17 protein-coding genes and 3 tRNA genes are annotated in these 16,143 nt (G+C 67.7%); 6 read left to right on the top strand and 14 right to left on the bottom strand.

Annotated elements, in window-relative coordinates:
• Nucleotides 1-91 precede the first annotated feature (91 nt).
• Entirely contained in the window at nt 92-991 is a 900-nt protein-coding gene (locus tag CWT10_RS05440; RefSeq protein ID WP_233188278.1) for an LCP family protein, read from the top strand.
• An 83-nt stretch (nt 992-1,074) separates the two neighbouring features.
• On the opposite strand, the gene galE is transcribed toward CWT10_RS05440, so the two are convergent.
• The 3 genes from galE to CWT10_RS05425 all read right to left on the bottom strand — a co-directional run bounded on the left by galE (nt 1,075) and on the right by CWT10_RS05425 (nt 4,036).
• The gene (galE, locus tag CWT10_RS05435) at nt 1,075-2,076 is read right to left on the bottom strand and encodes a UDP-glucose 4-epimerase GalE (RefSeq protein WP_103063929.1); all 1,002 of its coding nucleotides are present in this window, start codon (nt 2,074-2,076) and stop codon (nt 1,075-1,077) included.
• Between the two features lie 26 nt (nt 2,077-2,102).
• Nucleotides 2,103-2,594, bottom strand: coding sequence for a 5-(carboxyamino)imidazole ribonucleotide mutase (gene purE / locus CWT10_RS05430; protein WP_103063930.1), 492 nt, complete (start codon nt 2,592-2,594; stop codon nt 2,103-2,105).
• A 191-nt stretch (nt 2,595-2,785) separates the two neighbouring features.
• Nucleotides 2,786-4,036 carry a 5-(carboxyamino)imidazole ribonucleotide synthase gene (locus CWT10_RS05425; RefSeq protein WP_103063849.1) on the bottom strand — a complete coding sequence of 417 codons (1,251 nt, stop codon included), beginning with the start codon at nt 4,034-4,036 and terminating at the stop codon, nt 2,786-2,788.
• 77 nt (nt 4,037-4,113) lie between these two features.
• Between CWT10_RS05425 and CWT10_RS05420 the strand changes: the two genes are divergently transcribed.
• The 3 genes from CWT10_RS05420 (at nt 4,114) to CWT10_RS05410 (ending at nt 6,872) form a co-directional block, all read left to right on the top strand.
• Nucleotides 4,114-5,376 (top strand): hypothetical protein, encoded by a 1,263-nt coding sequence (locus CWT10_RS05420; protein WP_103063850.1) that lies wholly within the window; start codon nt 4,114-4,116, stop codon nt 5,374-5,376.
• 183 nt (nt 5,377-5,559) lie between these two features.
• Nucleotides 5,560-5,982, top strand: a complete 423-nt coding sequence (locus CWT10_RS05415) for a GtrA family protein (RefSeq protein WP_233188287.1) — start codon at nt 5,560-5,562, stop codon at nt 5,980-5,982.
• 125 nt (nt 5,983-6,107) lie between these two features.
• Entirely contained in the window at nt 6,108-6,872 is a 765-nt protein-coding gene (locus CWT10_RS05410) for a VTT domain-containing protein (RefSeq protein ID WP_416171721.1), read from the top strand.
• A gap of 140 nt (nt 6,873-7,012) precedes the next feature.
• Here CWT10_RS05410 and CWT10_RS05405 read toward each other — a convergent pair whose 3' ends face one another.
• The 4 genes from CWT10_RS05405 to CWT10_RS05390 all read right to left on the bottom strand — a co-directional run bounded on the left by CWT10_RS05405 (nt 7,013) and on the right by CWT10_RS05390 (nt 11,092).
• A complete protein-coding gene (locus tag CWT10_RS05405; RefSeq protein ID WP_103063852.1) occupies nt 7,013-8,092 on the bottom strand; it encodes a sensor histidine kinase in 1,080 nt (359 codons plus the stop codon).
• Between the two features lie 51 nt (nt 8,093-8,143).
• Nucleotides 8,144-8,812: a response regulator transcription factor gene (locus tag CWT10_RS05400; RefSeq protein ID WP_103063853.1), complete on the bottom strand. Its 669-nt coding sequence runs from the start codon at nt 8,810-8,812 to the stop codon at nt 8,144-8,146.
• An 88-nt stretch (nt 8,813-8,900) separates the two neighbouring features.
• Nucleotides 8,901-9,959 (bottom strand): adenylate/guanylate cyclase domain-containing protein, encoded by a 1,059-nt coding sequence (locus CWT10_RS05395; protein ID WP_103063932.1) that lies wholly within the window; start codon nt 9,957-9,959, stop codon nt 8,901-8,903.
• A 188-nt stretch (nt 9,960-10,147) separates the two neighbouring features.
• Nucleotides 10,148-11,092, bottom strand: a complete 945-nt coding sequence (locus tag CWT10_RS05390) for a biotin--[acetyl-CoA-carboxylase] ligase (RefSeq protein WP_103063854.1) — start codon at nt 11,090-11,092, stop codon at nt 10,148-10,150.
• A gap of 266 nt (nt 11,093-11,358) precedes the next feature.
• On the opposite strand from CWT10_RS05390, the gene CWT10_RS05385 reads away from it, so the two are divergent.
• Nucleotides 11,359-12,003, top strand: a complete 645-nt coding sequence (locus CWT10_RS05385; RefSeq protein ID WP_103063855.1) for a Maf family protein — start codon at nt 11,359-11,361, stop codon at nt 12,001-12,003.
• 17 nt (nt 12,004-12,020) lie between these two features.
• Here the strand turns inward: CWT10_RS05385 and CWT10_RS05380 are convergent, their stop codons facing one another.
• The 5 genes from CWT10_RS05380 to CWT10_RS05360 all read right to left on the bottom strand — a co-directional run bounded on the left by CWT10_RS05380 (nt 12,021) and on the right by CWT10_RS05360 (nt 13,526).
• On the bottom strand, nt 12,021-12,791 hold the full coding sequence (locus tag CWT10_RS05380; protein ID WP_103063856.1) for a hotdog family protein: 771 nt from the start codon (nt 12,789-12,791) through the stop codon (nt 12,021-12,023).
• A 117-nt stretch (nt 12,792-12,908) separates the two neighbouring features.
• The gene (rpmG, locus tag CWT10_RS05375; protein WP_103063857.1) at nt 12,909-13,079 is read right to left on the bottom strand and encodes a 50S ribosomal protein L33; all 171 of its coding nucleotides are present in this window, start codon (nt 13,077-13,079) and stop codon (nt 12,909-12,911) included.
• Nucleotides 13,080-13,137: 58 nt separating this feature from the next.
• Nucleotides 13,138-13,211: transfer RNA gene (locus tag CWT10_RS05370), tRNA-Met, on the bottom strand.
• Between the two features lie 39 nt (nt 13,212-13,250).
• A tRNA-Thr gene (locus CWT10_RS05365) sits at nt 13,251-13,323 on the bottom strand.
• A gap of 118 nt (nt 13,324-13,441) precedes the next feature.
• Nucleotides 13,442-13,526, bottom strand: a tRNA-Tyr gene (locus CWT10_RS05360).
• A 337-nt stretch (nt 13,527-13,863) separates the two neighbouring features.
• On the opposite strand from CWT10_RS05360, the gene CWT10_RS17650 reads away from it, so the two are divergent.
• Nucleotides 13,864-13,995: a hypothetical protein gene (locus CWT10_RS17650; protein WP_280525566.1), complete on the top strand. Its 132-nt coding sequence runs from the start codon at nt 13,864-13,866 to the stop codon at nt 13,993-13,995.
• Between the two features lie 52 nt (nt 13,996-14,047).
• On the opposite strand, the gene htpX is transcribed toward CWT10_RS17650, so the two are convergent.
• Nucleotides 14,048-14,911, bottom strand: a complete 864-nt coding sequence (htpX, locus tag CWT10_RS05355; protein WP_103063858.1) for a zinc metalloprotease HtpX — start codon at nt 14,909-14,911, stop codon at nt 14,048-14,050.
• 62 nt (nt 14,912-14,973) lie between these two features.
• Entirely contained in the window at nt 14,974-16,089 is a 1,116-nt protein-coding gene (ald, locus tag CWT10_RS05350) for an alanine dehydrogenase (RefSeq protein WP_103063859.1), read from the bottom strand.
• Nucleotides 16,090-16,143: the final 54 nt, after the last annotated feature.

Raw genomic sequence — 16,143 nt, 5'->3', positions numbered from 1 at the left:
GAACCAGCACACCCAGCCCGCGCCGCCCTCTCCCCCCAAGCGGAACAAGCACCGTCACCCTCTGCGTTGGACAGCCATAGTACTGGTGGTCATGCTGGCGCTGGTCGGCGCCCGGGCGGCCTGGCTCATCAACGATGTGAACTCCAGGTTGCAGCGTGTCCAGGCCCTCTCGGGCGCAAAAAGCACTCCCGGCGAGACCTGGCTGGTTGTCGGCTCCGACTCGCGTGCAGACGGCGCCGTAGTAGATAACACCGAGGGCGCCCGCTCCGACTCGATCATGCTGCTGCATCGATCCCCCGGTGGGCAGGCCTCCCTGACCTCCCTGCCGCGCGACACCTACGCGGAGATCCCCGGTTACGGCGGCAACAAGATCAACGCCGCCTACTCCTATGGCGGTCCCGCCCTACTGGTGTCCACGGTGGAGCAACTGACCGGACTGACAGTCGACCATTACGTGGAGGTCGGCATGGGTGGGGTGTCATCCCTGGTAGACGCCGTTGGCGGCGTCAACCTCTGCCTGGATTACGACGTCGATGATGCTGACTCGGGGCTGGTGTGGGACACTTCCCAGGGCGAGTGCCAGGACGTCGACGGGGCCAAGGCCCTTGCCTATTCACGGATGCGCAAGTCCGACCCGACCGGCGACATCGGCCGCGCCCTGCGGCAGCGGGCGGTGATCTCCGCCGTCATATCCAAGGCCGTGTCCCCCTCCACACTGCTGAATCTCTCCCAACAGCACCTGCTGGTGAACGCCGGCACACAAGCCCTGACCGTCGATGAAAACGCCTCCACATTCGACCTGGGCAAGATGCTGCTGGCCTTCCGCTCCGCTTCGAAGGCCGGCCTGACCGGGGCGCCTCCCATTGCCAGCCTGGACTACGAACCGGGTGGCATCGGCGCCGCAGTCCTGCTTGAGGACACCACCGCCCCGAGCTTCTTCAGCAAGCTGCGTGAGGGCACGCTTACGGTGGAGGACTTCAACCAGCCCTGAACGAACGGCATCTCGCCCCGCGCGGCCCTCGAGGATGATCGAGGCTGCGCGGGGCGATCGCTTGTGTCGAAGGAGTTGCGGGTTCAGGCGAAGTGCGGTCGATCGGGGTCGGCCTGCCAGGCGGAGAAGGAGGAGGAGACGATGTCGTCCAGGTCGTGCTCGGCAACCCAGCCGAGCACCTGATGGATACGGGTGGCGTCGCCGATCAACTGCGGCGGGTCGCCGGGACGACGCTCGAGCTCCTCCGGTTGCACCTGGCGGCCGGTTGCAGCGGTAACGGCGGCGATGACCTTTGAGACCACCTCGCGCACCGACGAACCCCTGCCGGTGCCGACGTTGAAGACGTGCTGCTCCAGCTCCTCCTGTCCGGCCAGGTGATCCAGCGCCGCAATATGCGCGCCAGCGAGGTCACGCACATGGATGTAGTCGCGGATGCAAGTGCCGTCCGGGGTCGGATAGTCGGTGCCGAAGATCTTCGGCGACTCGCCTCGCGCCAGGCGGTCCAGAACCATCGGGATCAGGTTGAGCGTGGCCATATCACCCAGATCGTCCCAGCCGGCGCCGGCGACGTTGAAATAGCGCAGGCCCGCCCAACGCAGGCCCCAGGCGCGCTCACAATCCGCCATCATCCACTCGCCGATGAGCTTGGTCTCCCCGTAGGGGTTGATGGGGCGGCATTCGATGTCCTCGGGGACCACATCAACCGGTGGCATACCGTAGACCGCGGCGGAGGAGGAGAAGATCATCTGCTCCACGCGGGCCTGCTCCATCGCCGCCAACATGTTGGCCAGGCCGCCCACATTCTGCTGGTAGTACCAGGCGGGCCGAGCCACGGACTCCCCCACCTGCTTACGGGCAGCGAAGTGGATGACAGCCCTTATGTCCTTGCGTTCCATCAAATCGGTCAGGACCTCAGTGGCGTTCCCGGCGGCGACGTCCAATTCGACCAGGTCTGCGTCGCCCACGCGCCCCACAGTCCCGTAAGACAGGTCATCTACGACGACAACCTCGTCCCCACGGGCTTGCAGCAGACGGACAACATGGGCGCCGATGTATCCGGCACCGCCCGCGACGAGGATACTCATGGCCACGATTGTACCGGCTCGGGTTATCAGGCGCGACCGGCGACCTCCCGGCGCAGCGCCTCGCCCTTGGCGCGAGCGGTGTCGGCGAGCTCGGTCTGGAAGGAGCGCATGGCGGCCCGTAACCGCTCCGCCTCGGCCCCCTCCCCCGTCCCGAGGATGCGGACGGCCAGTAGGCCCGCGTTGCGGGCACCCCCGATCGATACGGTAGCAACCGGGACGCCAGCGGGCATCTGCACGATCGACAGCAGCGAGTCCATGCCTTCCAAGTACTTCAACGGCACGGGTACGCCGATCACGGGCAGCTCGGTAACTGCGGCTAGCATGCCCGGCAGGTGGGCGGCGCCGCCGGCGCCGGCAATGATGACCCGCAAGCCCCGCCCGGCGGCGGCCCGACCATAGGCGAGCATCTCGTCAGGCATGCGGTGGGCGGAGACGACATCGGCCTCATAGGGGACGCCGATAGAGTCCAGGACATCGGCGGCGGCCCGCATGGTCGGCCAGTCGGAGTCGGATCCCATGACGATGCCGACGACTGGCCGCTGGTCCTGTTGCTTGCTCACGGGATCTCCTACGTTGAATCCACCGAATCTGCCGTTTGCCTCGCATCACCCGCACCGGCTGCGACGCGGCACGGTACAGCGCCCCCACGGCGCGAGCAGGCCTACTAAGCCTATGCCTAATCGACGCGGGCCGGGCCCCGTCGGCCCACTCAGCTCTCGCCGCGCAGGATCGCGACGACGGCGCGCGCCCGCTCGCGCGCGGCGGCGATCCCCTCCGGGTCGGTGGCTGTGGTGGTCAGGTTGACGTGTCCGAGCTTGCGCCCGGGCCGCCAGCGCTTGCCGTACAGGTGGATGCGCGCCTGCGGATCCAGCGCCATGGCGCGGGCCAAGGCGTCGGCGGGCGCCGGAGTCTGCCCACCCAACAGGTTGACCATGACGGTGGTGGGGGCGATCGACGCCGTCGCCCCCAGCGGCAGGTCGAGCACGGCACGCAGGTGTTGGGCGAACTGGCTGGTCACGGCGCCGTCCTGGGTCCAGTGGCCCGAGTTGTGGGGGCGCATGGCCAGCTCGTTAATGTACAGGCGCGTGCCTTCGGAATCTTCAACGGCGAACAGTTCCACGGCCAACACCCCGGTGACGTCCGCCCGCTCGGCGATGGTCCGGGCAATGCGCACCGCATGTCGAGCGGCCTCCGGATCGAGCCCGGGAGCGGGGGCCACGGTCTCAACGCAGATGCCGCCCGACTGCACGGACTCGATCACCGGCCAGACGGCGATCTGGCCGCAGGGGCGGCGGGCGAGCAGCACGGCGAGCTCACGGGTGAAGGGCACCGCCTCCTCCACCAGGAGGCTGGTGACGGCGCCTCCTCCCAGACTGCCGCCGCCTCCCGCGCCTGCGCAGGCGTGCCCCGCGCGGGCAGCCGCCGTCGACTCCAACCAGGAGGCGGCCTCGGCATGGTCCAACCCGGCGGAGTCGACCATCAGCACGCCGTGGCCGTCGTAGCCGCCGCGCGGCGTCTTCACCACCACCGGCCAGCCGTGCTCGGCGGCAAAGCGGCGCACCTGAGCGCGCATCTCCTGCGCGTCTCCGGCGATTTCCGTCCAGGCCGGCTGCGGCAGCACGGCCGCTTCCACCTCACGGCGCATGGCGAGCTTGTCGCGGGCCAGCAACAGCGCCTCCGGAGCCGGACGCACCGGCAGTCCCTCCGCCTGCAGGCGCGACAGCAGTGCCGAATCCTGGTGCTCATGCTCGAAGGTGACCGCAGCGGCTCCAGCCACCAGGGCGCGCACAGCATCTGCGTCATCCGCGCGCCCCACTGGGGCATCAACCGTCACCTGGGCGGCGGCACCGTTGGGCGCCTCCACGAGCGTGCGCAGGTGAATGCCCAGGACCGAGGCCTCTTCCTGCATCATGCGGGCCAGCTGGCCGCCTCCGATAACGGCGAGAATGGGTGCGCTCACGGCCACAGCCTAACCACGCACCGGACGTCACCGGTTACGGAGTCGGTATCCGGGCGGGCGCCCCTTACGCTGGCGCCGTGTCTGAACCCTCCGCCTCCCACAAACCGGCATCCGTGGATCACTCGCCCCGGCCAGCCGCCTGCACGGTCCGCCTCCCCGGCGGACGAACCGCCTCACTACCGCGCTGGGCGGCAGTATCGGCGGTTTGGGCGGCGGCCACGCTGCTGTCACTAATGATCCTGCGTCTGGGCGCCCAAGACACCGGCGCAACCGTGTGGGCGCCGGCATCGCCGTCATGGATGCAGCAGGCCTCCTTCTGGGACTCCGGGTGGTACGAGAGAATCGTCCGCGAGGGATATCCGACGCAGTTGCCCACCGGCGCCGATGGCGCCGTACAGCAGAATGCCTGGGCCTTCATGCCCTTACTGCCGCTACTGGCCTCCGCTCTGGCCTGGACGGGCTGGTCCTTCTATGCCTGCGCCACATTGGTGTCCCTGACGGCCTCGGCCCTGGCCGCCGTGGTCCTGGACCGGTGGCTGGCTCCGCGCGTCGACCCGCAAACTTCTCTGTGGGCGGTGGCACTGGTCTGGTGTTCTCCGTGCGCCGTCGTGCTGCAACTCCCCTACGCAGAATCGCTCGGCATGCTGGCCGTACCGCTGGCACTCCTGCTGGCCCAGCGGGGCCGCTTCCTGGCGGCCACTCCGGCCGTGATCGCTGCCGCCTTTGCCCGGCCATTGGGTGTGCCGCTGACGGCGACACTGGGGCTGTGGTGGCTGTGGGAGTCGGTCTGTGCCCGCCGTACGGCCCAAGCACATCCGAGCGGGAGCACGCCCGGTGGATGTGGTCCAAGCCCACGTCTGCTGGCACTGACCGGCGTGTCGGCGGCTGCTGCGCTGGCCTGGCCGTTGCTGGCCTGGGCGGCCACCGGACGCGCCGATGCCTACACCGCCACCGAGACCTCATGGCGCGGCGGTGAACTTACGCCGGTGGAGCCATGGCTCACCCGCGGTCAGTGGTGGGTCGGTGACCATCTGGGCCCGCTGCTGACGGTCGCCGTGCTGCTGATGGGCGTACTGGTCCTGTCCTCTCCGGCGCTGCGGCGACTCGGTGCGGCTCCGTGGCTGTGGTGCCTGGGATACGCCCTGTATCTGCTTGTCTTCTTCGATCCGACCACCTCGGTGCTGCGCCTGGCGCTGCCTTTCGCCCCAGCAGCCTGGGCATTGGCCGCCAGGACGACGCCGCGCATGCGCGTGTTCCTGCTGGTCGCCGGAGTCGTGGGGCAGCTGTTCTGGGTCAGTTGGGTGTGGGACGGTAACGCCGCCGTCACCTGGGTACCGTAGTCCGGGCCACAGAGGAGCCCAGGCAGTGAGTCCGAACACGTTGCCAGTGTGCACTCAGTGGACGCCCCTATGATCGTCCCCGTGACAAAAGCGAGACCCGGAGTGCTGGACGCTGAGACGCATCCCCGCGCCAAGGCGCCTGCCAACACCGCGCGAGCCCTTGGCGGGCGACTATACGACTGGTTGCGGGAGTTCACGCAGTTCGGGCTGGTCGGCGCATTGTCCTACGTCATCGACTCCGGCCTGTTCAATCTGCTCCAGCACGGTCCAACGGGTGTGCTCGCCGGGCATCCGAACTCGGCCAACATCGTCTCCGCCTGCGTGGCGACCTGCTTCTCCTGGGTGGCCAACCGCTCCTGGACCTACCGCGGCCGCACCCGAGACAGCGCCGCTCGAGAGGCGTTCCTGTTCGCCTTCGCCAACGCCGGCGGCATCCTGATCACCCAGTTCTGCCTGCTGTTCACTCACCACGCGCTAGGGCTGAACGGCCCCCTGGCGGACAATGTCTCCGCCTATGTGGTCGGCTTCGCTCTGGGCACCGCCTTCCGCTTCCTGTTCTACCACTATGTCGTATTCACCGGCGATGCCGCCACCCGCTCCCGCTGAACGGCCGCCCGCGCCTCGGCGGCGCCGTAACAAGCATACCGGGCCACATTCACGTGCCCGATACCACAGCCCGGATGCGGCGCTCGTCTCGGCGCCCACCCGCGATTTGTTCATACCCTGATGCCGTGACTGCTCTGACCCCGGCTACCGCATTGTCCCCCGGCGCACTGTCGGCGGCGCTGCCGGCCATGCCCGCCCCCGGACTCGGCCCCGAATGGCTTGACGCTGCCAACTTGATCACCAAGATCGTCGAATGGTTCGGCCCCTGGGCGATCGTTGGCGTGATGCTCGTCATCTTCGCCGAGACGGGGCTCCTGGTCGGTTTCTTCCTGCCGGGGGACTCCCTGCTGTTCACGCTGGGTATGTTCGTGGCCACCGGTGCCGTCGGCGTGCACATCTGGGTGGCCGCCCCCCTGCTGTGGGTCGCCGCGATCGTCGGCAACCAGACCGGCTACGCCATCGGCCGCAAGGCCGGCCCAGCCATCTTCAAGCGGGAGGACTCGCGCCTGTTCAAGCAGGAGTACGTCGAACGCACTTCCGCGTTCTTCGCCAAGCACGGCGGCAAGGCCATTACGCTGGCCCAGTTCGTGCCGATCGTGCGCACCTTCACCCCGGTGATGGCCGGGGTGGGCCGAATGCACTACGCCCATTTCCTGGGCTTCAACATGCTTGGGGCCACCTTCTGGGCCTTCGGCATCACCTGGCTCGGTTACTTCCTGGGCTCCATCAAGTGGATCCAGGAGAACATTGACGTGATGATCCTGGGAATCGTCTTCGTCTCGGTGCTGCCCATGGTCATCACTGCGCTGCGCAACCGGCTGAGCGCGACGAACAGGCAGCCCCAGAAGAAGGGTTCCGCCGAGCCGGTCGCCCTGGACGCCGTCGAATAGGCGTGTACACCGCCCCGCTCCGCGACCGATCGGATACTTGGATACGCGGACGGGCGCGCTCGACCGGCAGGCCCCTGTCGGCCTTCTGCGTCGTCATCCTGCGCCGCGACATCGGCCGTGTCCGGGCGCGGAAGCCCGGCTTAAAGTCGACGTCGCCGCCCCACACTCACCAGTGCGCCGCGGGGCAGCACATTGTTCGGATCCAGCGACTTGGGCACCGCGTTGAGCAGGATCGAGAAAACCGCGGGTCGGCGCTGGGAAAGCTCAATGCGCCCGCCGTCTGCCTCCACCAGGTCCTTGGCCAGTGCCAGCCCCACCCCGGTGGAACCATGCCCGGAGACATTGCGCTCAAATACGTTGGGGGCGATATCCTCATCCACGCCCTTCCCCTCATCGCCGATGTCAATGAAGACGCCGTGCCCGCCGTCGGCGCTGCGCACATTGACACTGGTAGTCCCGCCCCCGTAACGCAACGAGTTCTCGATAACCGTGGCCAGCACCTGCCCGAGAGACCCGGGGGTGGCCAGCACCGGCACATCGATCTCATCGGTAAAGGTGATATCGCGACCGGCATCATGGAAGGCCGGTTCCCATTCCTCGCGCTGCTGCGCGAAAACATCGGCCAGGTGGAGGGCCTCGGTGGTCCCCCCGCCGGTGCGCCGCGAAATACGCAGCAGATCCCCCACCACGCCCGTTAGCCGATCGACCTGCTCAATGCAGGCGCGTGCCTCCTCACGCACCTCCTCCTGGGTGGACAGCAGCTCGATCTCCTCCAGGCGCAGACTCAGCGAGGTCAGCGGCGTGCGCAACTGGTGCGAGGCGTCGGAGGCGAACTGCCGCTCAGCGGCAATGCGTCCGGCCACACGCTCGGCGCTGCGCACCAGCTCGGCCTGCACCAGATCGATCTCCTCGATACCGCTGGAGCGCAGACGCGGACGCACCTGCCCGGAGCCAAGCTGCTCGGCCTCAGCCGCCAGATAAATCAGCGGGGCACTGATGCGCCGTGAGGCCTTCGCCGCGAATATGTATGCCGCCATCAGCGCCACCGCAGCCAGGCCGACGGTAGTGAGCACCACGATGAGAATCACCCGCAGGTGGTCCTCGTTGGCGGAGGAGGCCCTGGAGGCTACGACGATCCACGCCCCGCCCAACGGCACTCCCAGGAGGATTACGGCCACCGACACCGCCGCCATAGTCATCTGCATCGCTCGGCGCTGCATTCTCCCTGCCTTCTCAGACGGTGGATCTCAGTGGTGCGGGGCCGGACCGGATCACACCGCCAGCCGATATCCCCCGGCGTCGGATACGAGCAGTGATGGTTCCTCGGTCTGATCTCCCAGCTTGCGGCGCAACCAGGTGATGTGCATGGCCAAGGTGTGCTCGGTTCCCGTGGGGTCCTCGCCCCAGACCTCCTTGAGGATGTCCTCGGATGACAGCGGCTGGCCGCCACCGCGCACCAGCACGCGCAGAAGCTCGAATTCGCGAGTGGTCAGCTGCAGTTCTTGCGAGCCAGCGAAGGCGCGGTGGGCGGCCACGTCCACACGGATGTCGCCAGCAACCAGCTCGTCCTCGGTCACCTCACCGGAGGCACGCCGCACCTGGGCACGGACACGGGCCAGCAGCTCGGCCAGCCGGAAGGGCTTGGTGACATAGTCATCCGCGCCTGCGTCCAGGCCAACCACCAGGTCGGTGTCCTCACTGCGGGCGGTGAGCATCAGGATCGGGATAGTCAATCCCCGGGCGCGCACTTGACGGGCCACATCCAGGCCGTCGATGTCGGGCAGTCCCAGATCCAGGACGATGATGTCCGCCCCGTCCAGGTCTTCAAGGGCCCCCTTGCCCGTGCCGTGGGCGTGGACCTCGTAGCCCTCCCGGCCGAAGGCCCGGGCCAGCGGCTCGGAGATGGCGGGGTCGTCCTCAACGAGAAGCACATTCGTCATGCCCTGGATCGTATGCGACTAGAGCGGGAGCCGTCATCCTCCGAGAGCATGAGGCGTGGTCCCCCGCGTTAGCCGTCGGTGTCCGCGGTCAGCTCAGCGCCAGCGCCCAGGGGGTCACATTGCCCAGCCCTTTGGCGACCACCTCGTGGCACGGGTGGACCGTGTACCGGTGAGCATCGGGGCCGTTAAGGATGCCCATCGCGGTGGCCTCATCCATGCGGATGCCGCCGGGCTCGGCGGTGTCCACCAGCCGGGAGGCCAGATTCACGGGTGGTCCGAACACGTCACCGGAGCGCGAAACCACCCGGCCCTGCACCAGACTGGCACGCACCCGCATCATCTCCGGGCCGGATTGGAGTTCCTCCACCAGAGCGGTGACAACGTCCGCGGCGGTGCTCAGGTCATCGGCGATGTACATGACGGCGTCTCCGATGGTCTTAACCACCCGGGCACCGCGAGAGGTCACCACATCACGGGCGGTCGATTCAAAGTCGTCCAGCATCTCCGACAACTCCATGCGCCCCATGGTCTGAGCCCGCTGCGTGAATGAGACGATGTCCACAAAACCCAGGGAGCGGATCAGCGGGTAATAGTCGGGGCCCGCGTCTTCCACGCCACGCCGGGAGACCTCCGAGTCGGTGCGGTCCAGCAGAGAGGCTAGGTGTCGGCGCCACACGTAGATCAGCTGCCCGGACAGGGAATCGATCATCTCATCGATGTGATCCAGGGCCACCAGCCGGGCGGCGGTGTCATCCAGGTGGAGACGCTGGGAGATGTCCGAGACGAGTGTCTCCAGTTGCCAGAGCACCAGCCGGTCCATGGTGAAAGACTGGGCGCGCAGCAGTTCCAGAACACTGCTGGCAGCTAGTCCGCCCCCGGGCGCGGACTGGGACGGCAAGCCGTCGTCGACCTCGTCGATCAGATCAGCAACGGTGCGCAGGGCGGTGGCGTCCTGCGCGGTGAAATGGATCTCGTCAGGGTCGACGTCGGCGAATCCCATGGCGCGCCAGAAGCGTCCCGCCAGATCCATTCCGGTGCCGGCCTGTTCGGCGACCTCACGCAGGCTGAGATTGGGGTTCCCTTGCAGCAGTCGTCGCTCGTGGCCGCGGACTGTGGCCCACTCCTCAGTGGCCGGGGCGTCCGCCATCGAGGCAGTCGCACCGGCATCCGAGTCCCCGGCAGTCGTGCGCGGGTCGGGCGTGTGCAGTTCGGTCACCGCGCAAGAGTAGCGCACATCACACGCTCGTGATCAATCATGGCGAGATCCGGAACAATCCAGGAACAAAACAACGGTTCCCACTATCGCCGCCAGGTCCACCGCCCCGGCATCAACTCTCAGACGCCCGAACCCGCGGCACGTACACGGACCACATCACCGGCGGTCACAACTGCGCGATGCGGTGGGCCGTCGTCGTGCACCTCAAGCACGAGGGACGGGTTGAGGTCCACTGCCGTGCCCGTCAGCTCGCCGTCGGCACCGGTAACCCTCACAGTCTGCCCGAGGGTTGCGCAGGAAGAGCGCAACTCAGCCCCCAACAGGCCGTCTCCGGCGTCGGGGTCACCGCAGACTCTCTCCCAGACGGGCAGCAGGCGGGCCAGCTGCCACCCGCACTCATTCAGCACCGCCGCGGGGTCGTCGGCGTTGACGGGCGCGCCCAATGAGGTCAACGAGGCGGCCCAGGGTACGGGCATGTCGCCGGCGGGTTGAAAAAGGTTGACGCCGATGCCCACCACGACTGCGGCCGCCCGACGCCGGTCACAAGCGGCGCCGACCCCCGCGCCGGCCTCCGCCTGCGGGGCTTCGGAGCCGAAACCCGCGGGTGCTATCAACTCCGTGAGAATGCCAGCCAGTTTGCGGCCACTCCCCCAACCGGGAAGATCTTCAGGAGCGGGCGTGTCGGGAATTGGCACGGCGATGACATCATTGGGCCATTTGGTCGCCGTCGCCCAGCCCACGGACTCCAGCCGAGGGGCCAGGGCACGTGAAACAGCCAAGCCCACGAGCAGCGGCAGCCACGCCAGACGCTTGGCGGGTACGAGTGGTCGCAACACGATGGAGGCCGTCAGTGCGCCCGCGGGAGGCGTGGTCCAGGCGTGTTCGGCGCGACCACGACCGGCAGTCTGGGTGATGGCACGCAGGGCTGACATATGTGGCCAGCTGGCGGCCGCATCCGGGTCCAGCAGGCCATCGGGACCGGATAGCGCCCGCCGCAGATCGGTGTTGGTGGAACCGGTGCGCTCCACAACTTCGAGCCGGTTGAACGGCGAGGAGGGGCTCATGGAACCACCCTAGACAACCGGCTCTTTGGCTTGGGAATGTGGTGGTTGCTGTCCGGGCAGCGTCCTTACTGGCTTGCCCGTATCCTCGAATCGGCCTGCATCACCCCACGCACACCGGCCGCTCGGGTAACCGGAGTCATAGTGGGAGGTGACAGCAGCCTCCGCAGCCTGACGGCCAAGGCCAGCGGTGTCGGCCCGCCAAGTACGGTGGTGCCGGCATGCGGCCCGGCGCTCCGCCTGGGCCCGCGGGGCACTAGGGTGGGATCGTGCTTGTTCTGGCGTCACAATCCACCGGCCGACTGGCCACACTGCGCGCGGCCGGCGTCAAACCGCAGGTGCTGGTCTCCAATGTCGATGAGTCCGCCGTCCTGGCTGAACTCGCCGCCGCTCACGCCGCCGCCGACGCACCCGCCCCTACTCCCGCAGAACAGGTGCAGGCGTTGGCACGCGCCAAGGCGCACGATGTGGCCGTCGCCCCTGCTACCGCTGCGCTGCCGACAGATCCGGCACTGGTGGTGATCGGTTGCGACTCCATGTTGGAGATCGACGGTGCGGTAGTCGGCAAGCCGGAGACGCCGCAACGCGCCCGCGAGCGCTGGCAGGCCATGCGCGGTCGCAGCGGCATCCTGCACACCGGCCACTTCCTGGTGCGTCCCTCCGACGCAGCCACCGCCGAGGGCGTCTCCTCTACCGTGGTGCACTTCGGTTCCCCCACCGACGCCGAGATCGACGCCTATGTCGCCTCCGGGGAGCCGCTGTGGTGTGCGGGTGCCTTCACCATTGACGGGCTGGGCGGAGCCTTCATTGACGGCGTTGAGGGCGACCCGCATGGCGTGGTGGGGATCTCCCTGCCGCTTGTGCGCCGACTCCTGGCCGACCTGGGTGTCATCTGGACGGATCTGTGGGCATAGTCCCACACGAGGACGGCTCAGCGACGTGCCAGTACGCCGCTCCCGCCTGCGGTGAGGGAACCGTCGGTATGGGCGCACAGCGCCGCCGTCCCGTTCAGCGGCAGCCGGACGGCGCCGGTCAAGCGCAGGTCCACCGTACCCGCCGCAGGCACTAATGCGAGACTCACAGCCCCCAGCAGCAGCCCATGGGCAACGATTTCGTCCTCCTCCACGGCCATTCCGGCATTCAGCGCCGCCCCGGCATGGAGGTGAATGGGGTTGTTGTCGGCGGTCGCCCGCGCCCAGGCGCACAGGTCGCCAGCGTTCAGGGTGAGCATCCGGATGGGTGGGAGTGCACTGGCCGGTACGGCGACGCCCGGAGTCCGGGCCGACGCCGTGGTCCTGCGAGCGAGGTCATGAACGACCCGGACCCCGCTTTCCCAGGCGAGACCGGCCTGACGTACCACCGCGGTGCACCGAATCAGCTCCCAGCCCCGGCTGTTGGTGCGCGCCAGGGACACGGACTCCACCGGGGCGATGCTCGGGTGTGTGGTCGGCTCGGGCGCTGGCCAGTTGCGCGCATCGCCGTGGGCAGGTGCAAGTCGGCAGCGGCGGTGGATCAGGCCGGACAGGCCCCCACGCCAGGAGGTGTCCTGCGCATTAGCGTCACGGCCGAGTCGATCGGCGAGCCGGTTCAGTGTCAGCACGGCCGGCAGGAGCGTCTGTGCGGCCCTAGTGGCGCGCGCCGTGAAGTCGGATGGGTACTCGTAGGCGTTGCGTGCCAGCACTTGCGCGATGACGGCGGCCATCTCCTCCGCACCGCCCATCGGCGTCAACGGGTTGGGGCCGGTTGCAGAGCGAGGCCCCGACGACCTTGCGTCGTCGGGGCCTCCATGCGCGCAGCACGCCGCCATTTTCAGCGATTGTCAGCGGGTCTCGCGGTGCTCCGTGTGCCTTCTGCAGCGCGAGCAGTACTTGGACAGGGACAACCGGTCCGGGGTGTTTCGGCGGTTCTTCTTGGTGATGTAGTTACGTTCCTTGCACTCCGAGCATGCCAGAGTGATCTTGGGACGAACGTCGCTGGATTTGCTAGCCACGTCACTCTCCTCTCGCTGATCCTCGAGCAGCCTGTTGGGTGCCATGCTCGAACTTGCGTAGCGGGGGAGGGACTCGAACCCTCGACCTCACGATTATGAGTCGTGCGCTCTAACCAGCTGAGCTACCTCGCCAGATGACACGCAGGGGCCCGTAGGCCCCCGCAGCATCAGAGCCCCGAAAGGGAATCGAACCCTTGACCTTCTCCTTACCATGGAGACGCTCTGCCGACTGAGCTATCGGGGCAACGAGCGGAACTTTAGGCAGATCGGATTTGCTGGCGCAACTCCGCTTACCGTGGCTTCGCTCACCGCGGCCCCACCCCTAGGGGCAGGTTCTGGCCGCGGCATAAACGCCGCAACCATGGTGGCGGGTGAGGGATTCGAACCCCCGTAGCATACTGCGGCTGATTTACAGTCAGCTCCCATTGGCCGCTCGGGCAACCCGCCGGGCTCCGCGCTCACGGCGGACGGCTCGAGCCGCCCCACGCCTTCGCTCGGTGCCGTGGAAGGATAGCAAGCCGACGACGCCGCACGCCAATCGCCGCCATAGGACACTGCTCACAGCGACGACGGCGCCATGTACAGCGCCGCGGACACCGGATGCCTTCTACGGTCGTTGCCATGTCTCAACCTCAGCCCCCTTACCGTCCCGATCAGCGACCCGTGCCCCAGGCGCCGCCCATGGCTGCGTAGACGCCAGGCGTCCCGATGCCGATGCAACCCGGACAGCCTCAGCGCAAGCGTCGTAGTCCCCTAGTCCCCGTCATTGCTGTGGTGGCCGCCGTTGCGGAGTGCAACTGGCACCTACCCGGTACTGAAGGTACTTATCTCCTTCATGTTTGACACGGCAGGCAACACGAGCAAGCTGCTCAGCCCCAACCAGTTCGTCTTCTGCCTGGGTGATCCTCAGTCATAACCCAGCCGCCTCTACCCGGTTTGTAGCCGCCTGAAGCTGTCTCGCAGCCGTCTCAGTAGCCGGCCATCTGTTCCAGGCGGGCGATGCGCTGCGCCATCGGCGGGTGGGTGGCGAACAGGCTCTTCACCCGACCGAAGGGGTTGGCGATCATCATGGCGCTGACCGGCTCCAGGCGCGGATCCTGAGGCAGCGGGGCGGCGGCGACGCCGGTCTCCAGCTTGTGCAGGGCACTGGCCAAGGCGAGCGGGTCATTGGTCAGGAGCGCACCGTCGTGGTCGGCGTCGTACTCGCGGGTGCGGGAGACGGCGAACTGAGTCAGGCTGGCCGCCAGCGGCGCCAGCAGGGCAACCAGCAGTAGTACCAGGCCATTTCCCTCGCGCCGGTCGCGGCCGCCGCCGAACCACAGGATGCCGGTGGCGATCGAGGAGATAACTCCAGCGATGCCGGCTGCGATCGAGCCGGTGAGAATGTCCCGGTTGTACACGTGGGCCAGTTCGTGGCCGAGCACGCCGCGCAGTTCGCGCCGGTTGAGCAGTTGCAGTATCCCCTGGGTGCAGCATACGGCGGCATGCTGCGGATCACGGCCGGTGGCGAAGGCGTTAGGGCTCATGGTGGGCGCAACGTAAAGCCGCGGCATGGGCTGGCCGGCGGCAGTGGACAGCTCGCGCACGACGGCGTACATGACCGGCTGCTGCGCCTCGGTGACCTCGATCGCACCCATGGAGCGCACCGCCAGCCGATCGGAGTTCCAGTAGGCGTAGGCAGTTTGAGCCACACCGATCACCGGCATTATGACCAGCCATATGCTCGAACCCGTACCCTGAGCCAGCAGCCACCCGACAAGGAGCAGCAGCCCCCATAGGCCGCCTATAAGGACCGCCGTCTTGAGTCCGTTGTGGTGGTTCGTGCCTGTCATGGCGGCCAGTGTATGGACGCTGGCTGTACAGCTCCTGGGAGCGCGACGGAGATCCGGCGATTTCAGCCAAGCAGGGCGGCGACGTCGGCGAGTTCAAGGTCCAGGGCCTGCCCGACGCCGGCCGTGTACAGGGCGCCGTCATGGACAGCCAAGCCACGCGCAAGGGCTGCATCCCCCCGGCAGGCCTCACGCCAACCGGCGTCGGCCAGCGCCGCAGCATAGGGCAGGGTCGCGTTGGTCAGTGCGTAGGTGGAGGTGTATGACACCGCCCCGGGCATGTTACCCACGGCGTAGAAGATCTTGCCGTCCACCTGGTAGGTGGGCTCGGAGTGGGTGGTAACCCGGGAGTCCTCGAAGCACCCGCCCTGGTCGATAGCGATGTCCACCAACACTGATCCCGGGCGCATGGCCTTGACCATCTCATGGGTGACCAGCCTCGGGGTACGGGCTCCGGGCACGAGCACCGCACCGATCACCAGGTCGGCGTCGGCCACGGCCCCGGCCACATCCAGCGGGGTGGAGAAGCGCGTTCGCACCGTCCCGCCGGTGAGCTCATCAATCTGGCGCATTCTTGCGGGGTTGACGTCCATAACGGTCACATCCGCCCCCATGCCCGCGGCCACGCGCGCGGCCGCAAATCCGGCGGTGCCACCGCCCAGCACCACCACGTTGCCGCGGCGCACACCGGCGGCGCCGCCGAGCAACACTCCGGAGCCTCCATTCGGGGCGAGCAGCGCATCCGCCCCCACCTGAGCGCCCAGCCGCCCCGCAATCTCCGACATGGGGGCCAGCAGCGGCAGGCCGCCATCATCGTCGGCAACCGTCTCATAGGCAACGGCGGTGACCCGCTTGTCCAGCAGGGCCTCGGTCAACCCACGGTCGGCGGCCAGATGCAGGTAGGTGAACAGCAGCAGATCCTCACGCAGGTAACCGAACTCCGAGGGGAGCGGCTCCTTAACCTTGAGGATCATCTCGGCATCGCCCCAGACGCGGCCGGCACCAGCAGCCAAGGTCGCCCCGGCGGCTTGGTACTGCTCATCGGCTATACCGGCGCCCTGGCCGGCCCCGGCCTGAACGGTCACCTGGTGTCCGCTACGCACGAGCGTGTCCACACCCGCGGGCGTGAGTGCTACACGGAACTCGTGGTCCTTGACCTCGGTGGGAACGCCAATGCGCATAGGAAGCCGCCTTTCACTGGAAGAGCTGTAGACGCCACAGCCTACCGCCGCGGC

Origin of the sequence: Actinomyces qiguomingii (genome assembly GCF_004102025.1) — a bacterium.
GTDB classification, from domain to species: Bacteria; Actinomycetota; Actinomycetes; order Actinomycetales; family Actinomycetaceae; genus Actinomyces; species Actinomyces qiguomingii.
Note: the sequence above shows the minus strand (reverse complement) of the source record. Positions and strands in the feature narration are given on the sequence as shown.